14 protein-coding genes are annotated in these 13,771 nt (G+C 57.4%); 7 read left to right on the top strand and 7 right to left on the bottom strand.

Going from position 1 to position 13,771, the window contains the following annotated elements; translation table 11 throughout:
• Positions 1-165: 165 nt before the first annotated feature.
• The 3 genes from VEG30_09815 (at position 166) to VEG30_09805 (ending at position 2,063) form a co-directional block, all read left to right on the top strand.
• Positions 166-1,077 carry a phosphoribosylaminoimidazolesuccinocarboxamide synthase gene (locus VEG30_09815; GenBank protein HXZ80215.1) on the top strand — a complete coding sequence of 304 codons (912 nt, stop codon included), beginning with the start codon at positions 166-168 and terminating at the stop codon, positions 1,075-1,077.
• A 52-nt stretch (positions 1,078-1,129) separates the two neighbouring features.
• Positions 1,130-1,705, top strand: coding sequence for a CvpA family protein (locus VEG30_09810; GenBank protein ID HXZ80214.1), 576 nt, complete (start codon positions 1,130-1,132; stop codon positions 1,703-1,705).
• Between the two features lie 76 nt (positions 1,706-1,781).
• Complete coding sequence (locus VEG30_09805) at positions 1,782-2,063, top strand: helix-turn-helix domain-containing protein (protein ID HXZ80213.1); 282 nt, start codon at positions 1,782-1,784, stop codon at positions 2,061-2,063.
• Positions 2,064-2,158: 95 nt separating this feature from the next.
• Here VEG30_09805 and VEG30_09800 read toward each other — a convergent pair whose 3' ends face one another.
• Entirely contained in the window at positions 2,159-3,481 is a 1,323-nt protein-coding gene (locus VEG30_09800) for a hypothetical protein (GenBank protein ID HXZ80212.1), read from the bottom strand.
• Positions 3,482-3,814: 333 nt separating this feature from the next.
• On the opposite strand from VEG30_09800, the gene VEG30_09795 reads away from it, so the two are divergent.
• The 3 genes from VEG30_09795 (at position 3,815) to VEG30_09785 (ending at position 5,505) form a co-directional block, all read left to right on the top strand.
• On the top strand, positions 3,815-4,546 hold the full coding sequence (locus VEG30_09795; GenBank protein HXZ80211.1) for an SDR family NAD(P)-dependent oxidoreductase: 732 nt from the start codon (positions 3,815-3,817) through the stop codon (positions 4,544-4,546).
• Positions 4,547-4,661: 115 nt separating this feature from the next.
• A complete protein-coding gene (locus VEG30_09790; protein HXZ80210.1) occupies positions 4,662-4,958 on the top strand; it encodes a YtxH domain-containing protein in 297 nt (98 codons plus the stop codon).
• Between the two features lie 43 nt (positions 4,959-5,001).
• Positions 5,002-5,505: a hypothetical protein gene (locus VEG30_09785; protein ID HXZ80209.1), complete on the top strand. Its 504-nt coding sequence runs from the start codon at positions 5,002-5,004 to the stop codon at positions 5,503-5,505.
• A 164-nt stretch (positions 5,506-5,669) separates the two neighbouring features.
• Here VEG30_09785 and mnmA read toward each other — a convergent pair whose 3' ends face one another.
• The 3 genes from mnmA to VEG30_09770 form a co-directional block, all read right to left on the bottom strand.
• The gene (mnmA, locus tag VEG30_09780; protein ID HXZ80208.1) at positions 5,670-6,788 is read right to left on the bottom strand and encodes a tRNA 2-thiouridine(34) synthase MnmA; all 1,119 of its coding nucleotides are present in this window, start codon (positions 6,786-6,788) and stop codon (positions 5,670-5,672) included.
• Positions 6,789-6,851: 63 nt separating this feature from the next.
• Positions 6,852-8,021, bottom strand: coding sequence for a cysteine desulfurase family protein (locus tag VEG30_09775; GenBank protein ID HXZ80207.1), 1,170 nt, complete (start codon positions 8,019-8,021; stop codon positions 6,852-6,854).
• A gap of 143 nt (positions 8,022-8,164) precedes the next feature.
• A complete protein-coding gene (locus VEG30_09770; GenBank protein HXZ80206.1) occupies positions 8,165-9,304 on the bottom strand; it encodes a citrate synthase in 1,140 nt (379 codons plus the stop codon).
• 235 nt (positions 9,305-9,539) lie between these two features.
• Here VEG30_09770 and VEG30_09765 point away from each other — a divergent pair, with 235 nt between their 5' ends.
• Positions 9,540-11,654, top strand: coding sequence for a S46 family peptidase (locus VEG30_09765; GenBank protein HXZ80205.1), 2,115 nt, complete (start codon positions 9,540-9,542; stop codon positions 11,652-11,654).
• A gap of 87 nt (positions 11,655-11,741) precedes the next feature.
• Here VEG30_09765 and VEG30_09760 read toward each other — a convergent pair whose 3' ends face one another.
• The 3 genes from VEG30_09760 to VEG30_09750 all read right to left on the bottom strand — a co-directional run bounded on the left by VEG30_09760 (position 11,742) and on the right by VEG30_09750 (position 13,557).
• Entirely contained in the window at positions 11,742-12,128 is a 387-nt protein-coding gene (locus VEG30_09760; GenBank protein HXZ80204.1) for a VOC family protein, read from the bottom strand.
• 142 nt (positions 12,129-12,270) lie between these two features.
• Positions 12,271-13,113, bottom strand: a complete 843-nt coding sequence (locus VEG30_09755; GenBank protein HXZ80203.1) for an amidohydrolase family protein — start codon at positions 13,111-13,113, stop codon at positions 12,271-12,273.
• Positions 13,114-13,152: 39 nt separating this feature from the next.
• Entirely contained in the window at positions 13,153-13,557 is a 405-nt protein-coding gene (locus tag VEG30_09750; GenBank protein HXZ80202.1) for an energy transducer TonB, read from the bottom strand.
• Positions 13,558-13,771 lie beyond the last annotated feature (214 nt).

Genomic DNA, 13,771 nt, shown 5'->3' with positions numbered 1-13,771 from the left:
AGCTGAAACATGGCTGCTGCAGCGGCTTTCGCTTGAGGTGGACAGTTGTCAACTGGAATCCATTATTTGTGCGTGACATCGCTTCCACAGTTTGAGTTCCACGGCGTTGACAAAATAGGGCCGACGACTAGAATACGCGACGACCCTTTCGTCAGAGTTCCACCGGTGAATGCTCCCATCGTTCAAGACGTGATGTTGCAAACGGACTTTCCCGAGTTGGAACTGTACGCCAGCGGTAAGGTCAGGGACCTGTATCGGGTTGACAACGAGCATCTGCTGTTTGTAGCCACGGACCGCATTTCGGCCTTCGATTACGTACTGGCATCGGGAATCCCAGGTAAAGGCAAAGTACTCACTCAGCTGTCGCTGTTCTGGTTCGAGTTTCTCGGCGACATCGTCTCGAATCATGTCGTGACCGCAGACGTGCAAGAGTATCCCGTCACTCTCAGGCAGTACGGTGAGCAAATTCGCGGCCGTTCCATGCTTGTGATGCACGCGGAGATGGTGCCGGTGGAATGTGTGGTGCGAGGGTATCTTTCGGGTTCGGGATGGAAAGAGTACAAAGCGAAGGGGAGCGTGTGCGAGATCCCCTTGCCGAAGGGTTTGCAGGAATCCGACAAGTTGCCGGAACCAATTTTCACTCCTGCGACTAAAGCCATGAGCGGTCATGACGAGAACATCCCTTTCTCGGAAATGAAGAAGCTGGTGGGTCCGAGATTGAGCGCGCAGCTGCGGGAACTGAGCCTGAAGATTTACCAGAAGGCTGCCGATTATGCATCGTCCCGAGGGATCATCATTGCCGATACCAAGTTTGAATTTGGCAAGACGCCAGGGGGAATTGTCCTCGCGGATGAAGTGCTGACGCCGGATTCTTCGCGCTTCTGGCCGGCTGCGCAATATGCGCCCGGCCGAGCGCAGGACTCCTTCGACAAGCAGTACGTGCGTGACTACCTGGAAAGAATCGGCTGGGACAAAACTCCTCCGGCGCCGGCGCTCAGCGCCGATGTAGTCGCCAGGACGAGTGAGAAGTACCTGGAAGCATACAAACGGCTGACAGGAAAAGAACTGGACTGTTAACGGGTGCTCCGGACACTGGTATCCAGCGCAAGGTTCGAGCAACAGGAAGAGAATGAACATCGCAGATTGGTTGATCCTGGCGGCCGTAGTGCTGTCAATCATCCAAGCGGCGGCGCAAGGTTTTTTTGAGTCGGTATTTTCCCTGGCAGGCACGATTGTGGGATTTCTAGTGGCCGCCTGGGAATACCCGATAACAGCGAAGTGGTTCTCGAGCTTCGTCAAACAGCGGTGGCTCGCCGAACTTGCCGGGTTCCTGCTCATCTTTCTTGCGATCCTGGTTCTTTCCGGGATACTCGGAAGGATCGCGAGTCGGGGAATGCGCGAAGCCGGTCTGCGCTGGGTAGATAGAATTTTGGGCGCGGCCTTTGGGGTTTTGCGCGGACTGTTGTGGGTCATCGTATTTGTGCTGGCAGTAGCGGCATTTTATCCAGGTTCCCGGATGCTGGCACGCTCAGCAATAGCGCCCTATTTGCTGGCAGTGGGGCGAGCCGCAACTTGGTTGACTCCGGTGGATGTTCGCAACCGGGTGAAAGAAGGAATCGACCTGCTGCAGACAATTAAGCATCAGGCAACTGTAGGCAATGGGTCTAATGTGACCGAAACCCCAGGAGCAGGCGTAAACAAATAGCGCAGCCACTCGCCGTGCGCACAAGCCAGCGCGCGACGGGAAGCCCCCACAAGATTTCGAGAAAAAGAGAGGCGCCGTGAAAGATCAGCTGGAAGCTCTAGTCATGCAGATGTACAAAGGCGGCATTCTTTATTCGGAAGCGGTGCGGGAATTCAAAAAACGCTTCATTATCGCAGTACTGCAGGAGAACAACGGCAATCAGTGCAAGGCCGCGCGCGAATTGGGAATGCATCGCAACACCCTCAGCCGAACCGTGGATGAATTGAAAGTAGATGTCCGGGCGCTGCGTGATGGCGCCAAACGGCCGCCGCGCAGCGCACGTCCGCCAATCGCAGCCGAGAAAAAAATGGTGCGTTAGCGGGCCACCTTCGGCAAGCAAGCAAAAATTCTTACCGCAAAAATAAAAAGCAGCCCCGATTGCGGCTGCTTTTTTCTTGTCTATTCCTGCTCTGATTAATGACTCGGAGTTCGTCGAGCTGGTGGCTTATGGGACGGCGTCGGGGTTGGCGCTGCCTTCGTCAGCAATACCCCTTTCTCCATATGCACCAGGAACGGCTTGGGGTCCCAGGTCGTTGGATTTCCCTGGAACTGTATCGTCGTGCCTTCCTTCGGCATCAGCCGCGTGGGAATGGTGGCGGTCATTGTCAATTCAATGTCCGCGACCGGAGGGTTGGCCTGGATGTCGTCATAGCTGCCGGCAATCATCAGCTTGGTGGGAGTCGCACTGACTAGCTTGCCTTCGATGGCCAGAGGCTTGTCCTTGATCTGAGTCCACAGCTTGTCCGCGGCAGCCTGATTCCCCGAGGTCAAGATGAGTTGGAACTCGTCAAAGGACATCTGGTCGACCGGCTTGCTGCCCAGCAGCTTGTCAGCCTGTTCGGCAGGGGTGGGAGCGGGCTTGATAGCGAAGTTCGCAGGCGGTGCGGGACTGGCCTGGGCTGCGGCCAGCACGTCCGTCCAGCCATCGTCACCGCCATGGTATTTGATGTACATGCGGCGCCCGTACTCGGTGATCTGCTGTTTCAACTGAGGAGTGGGTGCGATGGTAGCGGCACGGGCAGCGCTCCACAGACCGTTGATGTAATCAGGCTGCGGCGCCTGCAATTGCGCCAGGGCCAGGGGGTAAACAATGCTAAAGTCGTTGGGGTTAGCCTGCGCGGCAGCAGAAAGCGCCTTTTGCGCGGTGGGATAGTCTTTGGTCTGAAGAGCGTTGATCCCAACGGAAGCATTGAAGATTCCGGCCAGCTGATCCTTCAGCTTGGCGAAATCGGCATCGGACAGGTTCTCGGGTTTGGTATAAGTCTGCAGCGCCTGCAGACCGGTCTGGCCATATCGGCTGGCATCGGCCAACAATTGCGCGGCATTGGGTCCGCCAACACTTTGCGCCTGGATGCGATCGGTATAGGACAATATCGCGAGCGCCGTGACGTTGTTGGGATTCACCTGGAGCACACGCTGCGCGGCATCGGCTGTCTTGGGGCCATTGTTCAACTGCTGATAGGTGCGCATCAACAGTTCCAGGGCGTCTTCCTTCATGACGCTGCGCGGATACTGGGTGACAAAGGCCTCCAGCGCACTTGCCCTCTGGTTGTTGTCCGGCGCCTGAATGGCCGCCATGTAGGCGTTGTATTCCGCCGGATCCTTGATTTCCTTTTTCTGCGCAGGCGCGCCTTGCGCAGGCGTACCCTGGGCGGGTGCTGCAGCCTGTGGAGGAAAGGGTTCACCCCAGACGGCAATTGCGAACGCGACCATCAGCGTCACTAGCGACTTCTTCATCAAGAGCTCCTCAGATCAGGGAAGTATCTGTTACGGGCCGGCAAGACGCAAATAGAACCGCGAGCACTTGCCTGACATGGCAACCGCCACCCAGAAGCGGACCCGGACACGGCACAACATTCCGCCTGCTCCGATCCCGCCAGAAAGCGACAGCAATAGGTGCGGAGGCAGGATTATATGGGGCTGATTCCACTAAGGCAAGCTGGTAGAGAGCGGTGGCCAACCTCCCCGGCATCGACGCCATCTTGGTTGCTGGCGGAAAGCAAGTTCGTTGCCAGATAATGGCTACCGCGATCGTCACCTCATTTCGGACTTCCACGGAAATTGCTGGCTATGAACGAAAACCCCGGAACACTCGCACTGCGAGAACGAGTAGCAGTGGTCACCGGTGGAGGCAGAGGTATCGGAGCTGCCATTGCGGCGAAACTGGCGACTCTGGGAGCCACAACTGTCATCGTTGGCCGCACCGCCAAGCCACTCCAGACCACCGCCCGCCGCATCCAGGAAAGCGGCGGAATCTGTGAGGCCGTTCCCTGTGATGTCAGCGATTGCGGCTCAGTCGAAGCACTGCAGAAACGTGTTGCGGAAACTCATGGGGACGTCACCATCCTGGTGAACAACGCCGGAATCGGCAGTTTTTCCAGGCCTTTGCACCTGCTTCCTCCTGAACAATGGGATGCGGTGATCAATACCAACCTGCGCGGACCTTACTACTGCATGCGGGCATTCGTACCGGGGATGATCTCCGCCGGGCAGGGAGACATCATCAACATCTCATCGTTGGCGGGCAAGAACGCGCTGCCAAACGGCGCCGCCTATGCCGCATCCAAATGGGGGCTGAATGGATTGAGCTATTCGGTCGCGGAGGAGCTGCGAGGACACAATATCCGCGTGGCTGTGGTCTGCCCGGGGTCCGTTCACACAGAACTAAGCCCTCACGAAGGGAAAGATACGGCAAAAATGCTGCAACCCAGCGATGTAGCTCACGTAGTCGCGATGCTGGTCACTCAGGCGCCGCAGTCGTTTGCGAGCGAGATTTTGCTGCGGCCAACCCGCAAGCCATAGGCCGAGGGTGCTGTTTCACAATAGCACTGTAGAGAGCACAGCCCTCGCTTGCTGGTTTGTAATTCCGGAATGCGGATGCTAACATCGCCCAGTTTGGGCATCCAAGGAGGTCGAGATGGCGGATAACGGCAATGGTTTTGGTTGGTTCCTGGCAGGGCTCGGCATCGGAGCTGCGATCGGGATTCTCTATGCTCCTCGTTCCGGTGAAGAAACGCGTCAGATGGTGCGCGATCGCGCCGAGGAGCAGCGCGATCGGGTGGCTCGAAAAGCGCGGGATGCGCGGCAACAGGCCAACCAGTGGGTGGATCGGGGCAAGGATTTTGTGCAGCAGCAAAAGGACCAACTGAAAACCGCCTACGACGCCGGCAGACAAGCCTACAAGGACGCGACCGCAACCGGAGAAGGAACCTAGTCGCGGAACGCGCGCCCGAGGGGAAAGCAGGTCCGGAAGAAAGATGGAAAGCCGATTTACTATCCTTCTGATTGAAGTCGGAATCGCTGTCGGCATGCAGATTATTGTGTTGCTGGCGATTCTGATCTCCTTACGCAAGACCGGAAAACGCATGGAAATCCTGGCCAACGACGTACAACGTCGCATCGGCCCTACTCTCGACAACGTCCAGGCGCTGGTGGAGCACACACGTCCGCGCGTGGAGATGCTGGTCACCAACGTCGCCGAAAGCAGCACTTTGCTGAAAGTTCAGGCGGAGAAGCTCGATAGCACGCTGTCCGACATCATGGACCGCACCCGGCGGCAGGTAGTGCGGGCTGATGATTTCGTGTCGCGGACTTTTGACAAGGTGGAAACAGCGAGCGAGACAGTGCAAACCACTGTGAATGCGCCTGTGCGTCAGCTCTCAGCTATTCTGCAAGCCGTCTCCACCGGAATCGGAGTGTTCCTGGGACGCTCGCGGCGCTCGCGCAACGGCGCCACCCAGCAGGACGAACTGTTTGTGTGACGTTGGGCGCAGAACACTAGAACGCGCTTCACTAGCTCGCTAAGATCTATTCACCAGGGGTGGACCAGCCCTTCAGGCCTGCTTTGAAAAGCCCAATGGATCCGGGCTTCAGCCCTGCAGAATCTCCACGGTCGCGCGGCTACACTTTCACAGTTCAGGATGCCTCACGTAATCCAGCCGCCGCCGACCACTACGTCATCCTGATAGAAAACCACCGCCTGACCGGGTGTGATGGCCCGCTGCGGCTCGTCAAACGTAACCAACACCTCTTCGTCTGAAATAGCCTCTACTGTTGCAGCGGCAGGCTGGTGGCGGTTGCGGATTTTGGCGGTAACACGTAGCGGGTGCTGCAGCTCACCATTCGTCGGGGCGATCCAATTCACACGAATGGCGCGCAGCGTAGTTGACCAGAGACCACGATCCTCTCCGACTACCACCTGGCGCTTGTTTCCGTTGATCCCAAGGACATAGAGCGGAAATCCTGCCGCTATTCCCAGCCCCTTGCGCTGCCCAACCGTGAAGTTGTGAATGCCCGGATGGGTCCCTAGCACTTCGCCGGTGGTAGTAACCAGTTCACCCGAGGTGTCGGGCAGTGCCTCACTTTGTTCGGCCAGGTAGGCGTCGATGAACTGCTTGTAGTCGCCCCCGGGGACGAAGCAGATCTCCTGCGAGTCGGGCTTGTCGGCCAGGGCCAAGCCGTGGGAACGCGCGATTTCGCGGACCTCGGCCTTCTGCAGGTGACCGAGTGGGAAAAGCGTGCGGCTCAGTTGCTCCTGGGTGAGACCAAACAGGAAGTAGGTCTGATCACGGGCCGAGTCAGCGGGACGCTTCAGCAGCCAGCGGTCACGGTCGGAATCGTACTCCACGCGCGCATAGTGCCCTGTTGCCAGGCGTTCCGCGCCAATCTGCCGCGCAGTGATCAGCAACTGGTCGAACTTCAAATGATTGTTGCAAAGGCTGCAGGGGATCGGCGTTCTCCCGGACAGATACTCCTGCACAAAAGGACGCACTACGTCGCTCTCGAAGCGCTGCTCCTGATTGACCACGTAGTAGGGGATCCCCAACTTCTCGGCTACACGCCGCGCGTCGTAAACGTCATCCAGCGAACAGCAACGGCCGTGGACGGCCTCCGGCATACCGTTCTGGCCCGCCAGGCGCCGCTGGTTCCAGAGTTGCATGGTCAGCCCAATTACCTCGTGTCCCTCGGAACGGAGCATGGCGGCGACGGCCGAGGAATCGACACCGCCCGACATGGCAACCGCGATAGTGCTACCTGGAGTCATCGTCGAATTAGGATCGGGTGATCTGCGAAGTAGGAAAAACCGGGACACCCCAAAAGCGCCCTGTTAGCTTCTTACCGCCTCTTTTCCATTGTAAACCGGGGAAAGTTCACGCAGGCGGGCTACGGTTTCAGGCAGGATGGACAGCAGCAGATCGACGTCAGCCGAAGTATTCTGCTTGCCCAGGCTGAAGCGCAGGCTGGCACGCGCCCGCTCAGGCGCGAGTCCCATAGCTGTCAGAACATGAGACGGCTCAATGGCGCCGGAGGAGCAGGCAGCCCCAGTTGAGACGGCCACGCCCTTCAGGTCCAGAGCGATCACCAACGCCTCGCCCTCAATACAATCGAAGTAGATGTTGGTCGTATTAGGCACCCGGGGCGCGCCGCCTCCATTCACCCCGACTTGATCGATCTCTGCCAGAATCGTGGTTTCTATGCGATCCCGGAGCTGGCGAATTCGCTCGACGCTGCCGTCGGTGAAACCCAGACGCGCCAGTTCCGCCGCCTTGCCGAGAGCGACGATTCCCGGAACATTCTCCGTGCCAGCACGCCGAGAGCGCTCGTGGCGCCCTCCATAGAGCATGGGCTGCAGAAGCGTCCCCTTGCGCACATAGAGGACCCCGACGCCCTGCGGGGCATGGATCTTGTGGCCGGAGAGGGAGAGCAGGTCGCAGCCGATGTCTTGCACATTGATCGGAACCTTGCCGGCTGCCTGTACCGCGTCGGTGTGGAAGTACACGTCGGCGTCCGCGGCAATGCGGCCAATCTCGACTACAGGTTGAGTTACGCCAGTTTCATTGTTGGCGAAAATAATCGAGATCAGGCGCGTATTGGAACGCACCGACCGCCGCAGCTTTTCGAGGTCGATCAGCCCTCCGCCGTCCACCGGCAGGTATGTGACTTCGCATCCCATCGCTTCCAGACGCTTGGCAGAATTGAGCACTGCGTGGTGCTCGACCTGCGAAGTGATCAGGTGATCGCCAGGACGAACCAGTCCAAAAAGCGCCAGGTTGTCAGCTTCGGTACCCCCGCTGGTAAATACGACCTCTGGCGGCCGCGCGCCCAGCAACTCAGCAATCGATTCCCGCGCCTGCTCTACCGCTGCCCGCGTGTGCTGCCCATGGTGATGGATGGATGAGGCGTTGCCAAACTGCTCAAGAAAATACGGCTGCATCGCCTCCAACACCGGCAGGAGGACCGGCGTGGTCGCGTTATTGTCGATATAGGCTCGGCGCATCTGTATACGATTCTATCCCTTGCTTCAAGAGATGACGGATGTGATGGCGAGGATGAGAATTCTGAATCAGGGGGATATGGCGCGGCTGAAGCCGCGCCCTTTCAGAGCTTTCCCGCGCGAAGCTAGACAGCCAATCCCTCGACCTACTTGCGCTGGCCGATGGGCACGTAGTGCTGCGGATAAAGCGGTCCCCCGTACTCCGCCCGGGGGCGAATTAGCCGGTTATCGTCAAGCTGCTCGATGACGTGCGCAGTCCACCCCGAGATGCGCGAAACCGCGAAGATAGGCGTAAACAGATCGAGGTCAATTCCCAAAGTGTGGTAGGTAGATGCCGAGTAGAAGTCTACGTTGGCGTTCAGCTTCTTATCGCTGCGGATAAATTCCTCGATCTTGTAAGAGAACTCAAACCACTTGGTCTCGCCGGCCGACTTGCCTAGATCTTGGGACATTCGGCGAAGGTGCGTGGCACGAGGATCCTCGGTGTGATAGACGCGATGACCGAAGCCAGGAACCTTCTTTTTCTGCGCCAGCATGCCCTTTACGTATTCAACCGGGTCAGCTCCAGCCTGATCGATACCTTCAAGCATCTGGAACACGGTTTCGTTGGCGCCTCCGTGCAATGGCCCCTTGAGGGCTCCAATCGCTGATGTCACGGCGGAATGCATGTCGGAGAGGGTAGCCGCGGTCACCCGGGCGGCAAAGGTGGAGGCGTTCAATTCATGGTCGGCATGCAGGATCAGAGCCACATCCAGGGCACGCGAGGCCGTCGCAGATGGGCGATTGCCGGTAAGCATGTACAGGAAATTGCCGGCGTGATTGAGGTAACGGTCCGGCTCAACCAGGGGCAGCCCTTTGCGAATGCGATCGTAGTAAGCCACGATCATCGAGATCTGCGCTGTCAATCGAATGGCTTTGCGGACATTGGCCTCGTGATCGCCGGCTTTCTCCTCCGGTTCGTAATAGGCCAGCGCGGAAACCGTGGTCCGCAGCACGTCCATGGGCAGCGCGTGCTTCGGAACCTGCCGCAGAAGGCTGATAATGGCTGCGTCCAGTTTGCTTTCCCGCCACAGGCTGATAGCGAGGTTCTCCAGTTCCTGTTGGTTAGGCAAGCGTCCATACCAAAGCAGGTGACAGACCTCTTCGAAGGTGGAATGATCGGCGAGTTCGTGAATGTCGTATCCACGGTAGGCGAGAACACCCCGATCCCCATCGATAAAGCAAATGCTGGAGTGCGCCGCAACGACACCTTCCAAACCCTTGCTGGCTACCATGCTGGTGGACATAAGCGCCTCGATTGAGTCTTTAAGGTTGAGATGCGAATAGATCCGAAACCGTAGCTCCGCTCCGGCCCGGCCAACCCTCTTTTATACCCGAAAGGAGCTGGCTTTTCCAAGGCGGGCCTGCGCCGGATCACAAGCGCCTGCCACCTTAATCATTGCCCGAGAGCGCAGGCAATCCGTATATTGAAACGTTTGACTATTCGCCCGGACCCGATAAGGGAATGGGCCTGGAGCCCTCATGCAATCTCCCAGATCGCGGTACTTAGCTCTCTGCTTACTTGCTGTCCTATTCGCCGCGCTGCTCCCCAGGGCAGCCGCGGACGAAGGCATGTGGCTGTTCAACGCTTTTCCCAAAGCCAAGGTGAAGACGGCTTACGGTTTCGAACCTGCGCAAACTTGGCTGGATCACGTACGTTTGTCCTCGGTGCGATTCAACAACGGTGGATCGGGCTCCTTTGTTTCTGCCGATGGCCTCACATTCACCAATCACCACGTGGGAGCTGAATGTATTCAGGACCTCTCCAAGAGCGGCCAGGACTACATGAAAACCGGCTTCTATGCCCCCACTCGGGCCCAGGAAGCAAAGTGTCCCAATCTCGAGCTCAACCAGTTGGTGGGTATCGAGGACGTGACCGACAAAGTCAATTCTGCCGTAACCAAGGAAATGAATTCCGCGCAGGCAGGCGCGGCGATGCGTTCTGCCATGGCTGCGATCGAGCGTGACTGCAACACCAGCACCGGTTTGCGTTGTGATGTCGTCACTTTCTACTCCGGTGGCATGTACCAGCTCTATAAGTACAAGAAGTACACAGACGTGCGTCTGGTATTCGCGCCCGAGTTCGACGCCGCATTTTTTGGCGGCGATCCCGACAATTTCAACTATCCGCGCTACGACCTGGATATCACCTTCTTTCGTGTTTACGAGAACGACAAACCGGCGCAGTTGAAAGACTATCTTCGCTGGACGCGAACCGGCGTTAAGGAAGGCGATCTGGTTCTTGTCTCGGGAAACCCCGGATCCACCGGCCGCCTGCTTACCGTGGCGCAGTTGAAGTTTCTTAAAGACATGCAGTATCCGTGGCAGCTGGCATCGCTCAAGCGGCGGATTGCCTGGCTGAAAGACTTCGCCGCGAAATCACCGGAGAATGCCCGCATCGCCCAGGAAGGCATCTTTAGCTTGGAAAACAGCCTCAAGGCCATCACTGGCTACAACGACGGACTTAACGATCCCAGCCTTCTGGCAAGCAAGCAGGAAGAAGAGAAAAAGCTTAGGGACGATGTCGCGGCTGATCCCAAGAAGAGCGCGGAATTCGGAAATCCCTGGGGAGAGATTGAAAATGCCATGCAAGTACAGCGGCAGATTTTCTTCCCGCTGTTTTACTTTGAACGGCGCGCGGGCTTCCGTGGAAATCTGTGCGGCTATGCCCGCGACCTGGTACGCCTTGCGGCCGAAAAAACCAAGCCCAATGGCGAGCGGCTTCGCGAGTATCGGGAATCGAATCTTTCCTCCGTCGAGCAGGACCTCTTCTCCACCGCACCCATTTATAAAACGCTGGAGACCGCCATTTTGACGGAGTCGCTACAGGAAATGCAGAGCCTGGTAAAGGAAGATGCCGATCTGGTGCGCAAAGTCCTCAATGGCAAGACGCCCGCGCAGCGAGCTGACGAGCTGATCCCAGGCACTAAACTCGATGACGTTGCTTATCGTAAGCAGCTCTATAACGGCGGACAGACGGCGATCGAAGCCAGCAAAGACCCACTGATCGTGCTGATGCGCATGATCGATCCCGAGGCCCGCAAAGTCCGCAAGCAATATGACGATCAGGTGGACGCCGTGGAGAAACGGGATGGCGGCATCCTGGCCAAGGCCCGATTTGCTCAAGGCGGACTGAATGTGCCGCCAGATGCCACCTTCACGCTGCGCTTGAGCTACGGTGCGGTGCGCGGGTACGAAGAAAACGGAAAACATCTTCCCTACTTCACCACCATGGGCGGAGCCTACGAACATGCTGCGGAACATGGAAATAAGGATCCGTACCAATTGCCGGAAAGCTGGATGAAGAACAAGTCCAAGCTGGATTTAGAAGCCCCCTTCAATATTGTCGCCACGCCCGACATTATCGGAGGCAATTCCGGCAGCCCGGTGATCAACAGAGATGGCGAAGTAGTCGGCATTATCTTTGATGGCAACATCCAGTCCCTGGCATGGCGGTTTGCCTACAGCGACAAGCAAGCGCGATCCATTCATGTGGATGCTCGAGCGATCCAGGAGGCACTGCGGAAGATTTACGGCGCTGCCGCCCTGGCCGATGAACTGATGAACGGCAACGCGGGGGCGGCAAAGGGAAAATAGGGCTGCAGCAACCTTTTCGTGAGATTTTTGCAGATTGGGTGGCCTGCCCTTGTCGCTCCCGGTTTTTGGAGCGACAGGGCGGGAAACTCACATTGCCTGGGTCTTCGGCGGTTCCCACAATTCGATGCGGTTGCCTTCGGGATCCATAATCCAGGCGAATCGACCGTACTCATGGTCCTCGCGTTTGGGATCGATTTCCACGCCTTCCGCGCGCAGCCTCTCTAACAGCGCGTCCAGGTTTTCCACGCAGTAATTGATCATGAAGTTTGCCTGGCTGGGATCGAAATAGGTAGAGGTTCGCGGAAACAGGCTCCAGACGGTCATTCCTGGTTTGTCCTCATCCTTGTGACGCCATTCGAACCCGACTGCTCCACCAACTCGCTTCAGCCCAAGGTGCTTCTCGTACCACTGATACATTTTTTCGGGATCATCGCACTTGAAAAAGATGCCTCCAATACCAGTTGCGCGCTCCATGAATGCCTCCTGAGGCTGCGAATTTTATCTCTCATTTGATTTGACTTTGGTGAATTCGCTGTGAATCCAAGTCTCACTCGATTCCGACCCCTTTATGTTCCGCCCTTGCTGGGAGAGTGACGCCAGAAACTGCTGAGGGCGATCATGCCGGCCACAGGCTGAGCGCGGTCTGGCTTAGGATCTGCTCCTTGGCGGTCTCACTGAGCGGCAAAGCGCGAAAGGCTTCGATGTTTCCTTTTATTTCCGGTACACCCGGACCAGGCCAGTCGCTGCCGAACAGCGTTTTCTGAGCAATTTCCTCCAGCCGCGGAAAATACTTCAGCAGAGCCTGCGGCGGGATGCTGCTGATATCGAGATAGACGTGCGCATGCCGCCGTATCAGAAAAAATGCGGTATTCATCCACAGGGGTCGACCGCCGTGCGCCAGCAGAATCCGAAGCCGCGGAAAGTCCACTGCGACGTCATCGATGTGGATGGGATCGCCATATTTGTTGCGTGCGCCCGGAAAGATGGATGTCCCGGTGTGGAACATCACCGGAATACCGTTCGCCTCGGCTGCCCGGTAGATGATTTCCAGCTCCTTTACCCCATGCAAATAGCCATTTGGGAACAGAAGTTGATGTGGTGGATGAATCTTAATCAGGCGCACTCCCAGCCGAACCAGCTGCTCCACATCGGCCATGATGTTGGTGCTATGCCGCGGATGCAGGCTGCCGCAGGCCAGTAGCCGCGACGGATTGTGCTTGCAGTAATCGACCACCCATTGATTGACGCCAGCCGTGAATCCAATGATTTCCGGCGCCACATAATTGATAAGCATGGCGCGATCGACTCCAGCGTCGTCGAGGTGATGAAGAAAGGATTTTGGCGAGCGGCAGTATTCGACGATAGAGGCGAAATTCGGCCGCTTCTTTTTCATCAACTCGAGTGCCGCGGGTTTAAACATCTCAACCGGTGCGATGTGGACGTGGCAGTCTGTAATCATGTTGGCCGTCAGTGGCCAGATCGCGATCCTACACCAGCGCTAACGGGATTCGTCGAAACTGGCGGTCATCCTCACTGGTACCGGCTTGCCATGGAAGGTACCAGGCTTGAATGTCCAATATTTTTGAATGTAGTCGGCCATCTTCTGGCCGGCGGCGGGATTCGAGGCGTCGAGAATACGCACTTCACACACTTTGCCTTGAGAACCTACGAGAAATTCCACCCTCACATAACCTTTGGCCAACCTGGGCGCATGTTTTTCGTTCATCTCGATGGGCTCAGGCGCAACAACTCCGTTAGTGTCCGGCCGATATACCGTCTCGTTTTCTGCTACACAGGGCGAAGCCGGCGCCTCGACAGGCTTGGTTTTCTTCTGCTGGGCATTGCCAGGAAGACAGAGGATGAAGCAGCCCACTATCAGTGCGACGAGTGACTTTCTGTGCATGTTTTTCACAGGCTCGACGCCCGTCAAAGCACAATAACGCACGGTCCTTCGACTCCGTGCCTGCGACACGCATGCGATGCGGGTCGAAAAGAAGCCCGGCACTCCGCTCAGGATGACACCGAAAAATGATAATAACTCGCCCGCTCAGTTCTTCGCCGCGGCCAGCACCGCTCGCTTGGCGAACAACCTTATCATCTCCCGCCGGTATTCGGGA

This window comes from Terriglobales bacterium (assembly GCA_035624455.1).
In the GTDB taxonomy this organism is placed as follows: domain Bacteria; phylum Acidobacteriota; class Terriglobia; order Terriglobales; family Acidobacteriaceae; genus DASPRM01.
Note: the sequence above shows the minus strand (reverse complement) of the source record. Positions and strands in the feature narration are given on the sequence as shown.

What these genes read in the sequence shown, in the direction of transcription:
- VEG30_09810 (HXZ80214.1), top strand. Translation starts at nt 1,130, where the DNA reads ATGAACATCGCAGATTGGTTGATCCTGGCGGCCGTAGTGCTGTCAATC.
- VEG30_09800 (HXZ80212.1), bottom strand. Translation starts at nt 3,481, where the DNA reads ATGAAGAAGTCGCTAGTGACGCTGATGGTCGCGTTCGCAATTGCCGTC.
- VEG30_09795 (HXZ80211.1), top strand. Translation starts at nt 3,815, where the DNA reads ATGAACGAAAACCCCGGAACACTCGCACTGCGAGAACGAGTAGCAGTG.
- VEG30_09790 (HXZ80210.1), top strand. Translation starts at nt 4,662, where the DNA reads ATGGCGGATAACGGCAATGGTTTTGGTTGGTTCCTGGCAGGGCTCGGC.
- VEG30_09785 (HXZ80209.1), top strand. Translation starts at nt 5,002, where the DNA reads ATGGAAAGCCGATTTACTATCCTTCTGATTGAAGTCGGAATCGCTGTC.
- mnmA (HXZ80208.1), bottom strand. Translation starts at nt 6,788, where the DNA reads ATGACTCCAGGTAGCACTATCGCGGTTGCCATGTCGGGCGGTGTCGAT.
- VEG30_09775 (HXZ80207.1), bottom strand. Translation starts at nt 8,021, where the DNA reads ATGCGCCGAGCCTATATCGACAATAACGCGACCACGCCGGTCCTCCTG.
- VEG30_09770 (HXZ80206.1), bottom strand. Translation starts at nt 9,304, where the DNA reads ATGTCCACCAGCATGGTAGCCAGCAAGGGTTTGGAAGGTGTCGTTGCG.
- VEG30_09765 (HXZ80205.1), top strand. Translation starts at nt 9,540, where the DNA reads ATGCAATCTCCCAGATCGCGGTACTTAGCTCTCTGCTTACTTGCTGTC.
- VEG30_09760 (HXZ80204.1), bottom strand. Translation starts at nt 12,128, where the DNA reads ATGGAGCGCGCAACTGGTATTGGAGGCATCTTTTTCAAGTGCGATGAT.
- VEG30_09755 (HXZ80203.1), bottom strand. Translation starts at nt 13,113, where the DNA reads ATGATTACAGACTGCCACGTCCACATCGCACCGGTTGAGATGTTTAAA.
- VEG30_09750 (HXZ80202.1), bottom strand. Translation starts at nt 13,557, where the DNA reads ATGCACAGAAAGTCACTCGTCGCACTGATAGTGGGCTGCTTCATCCTC.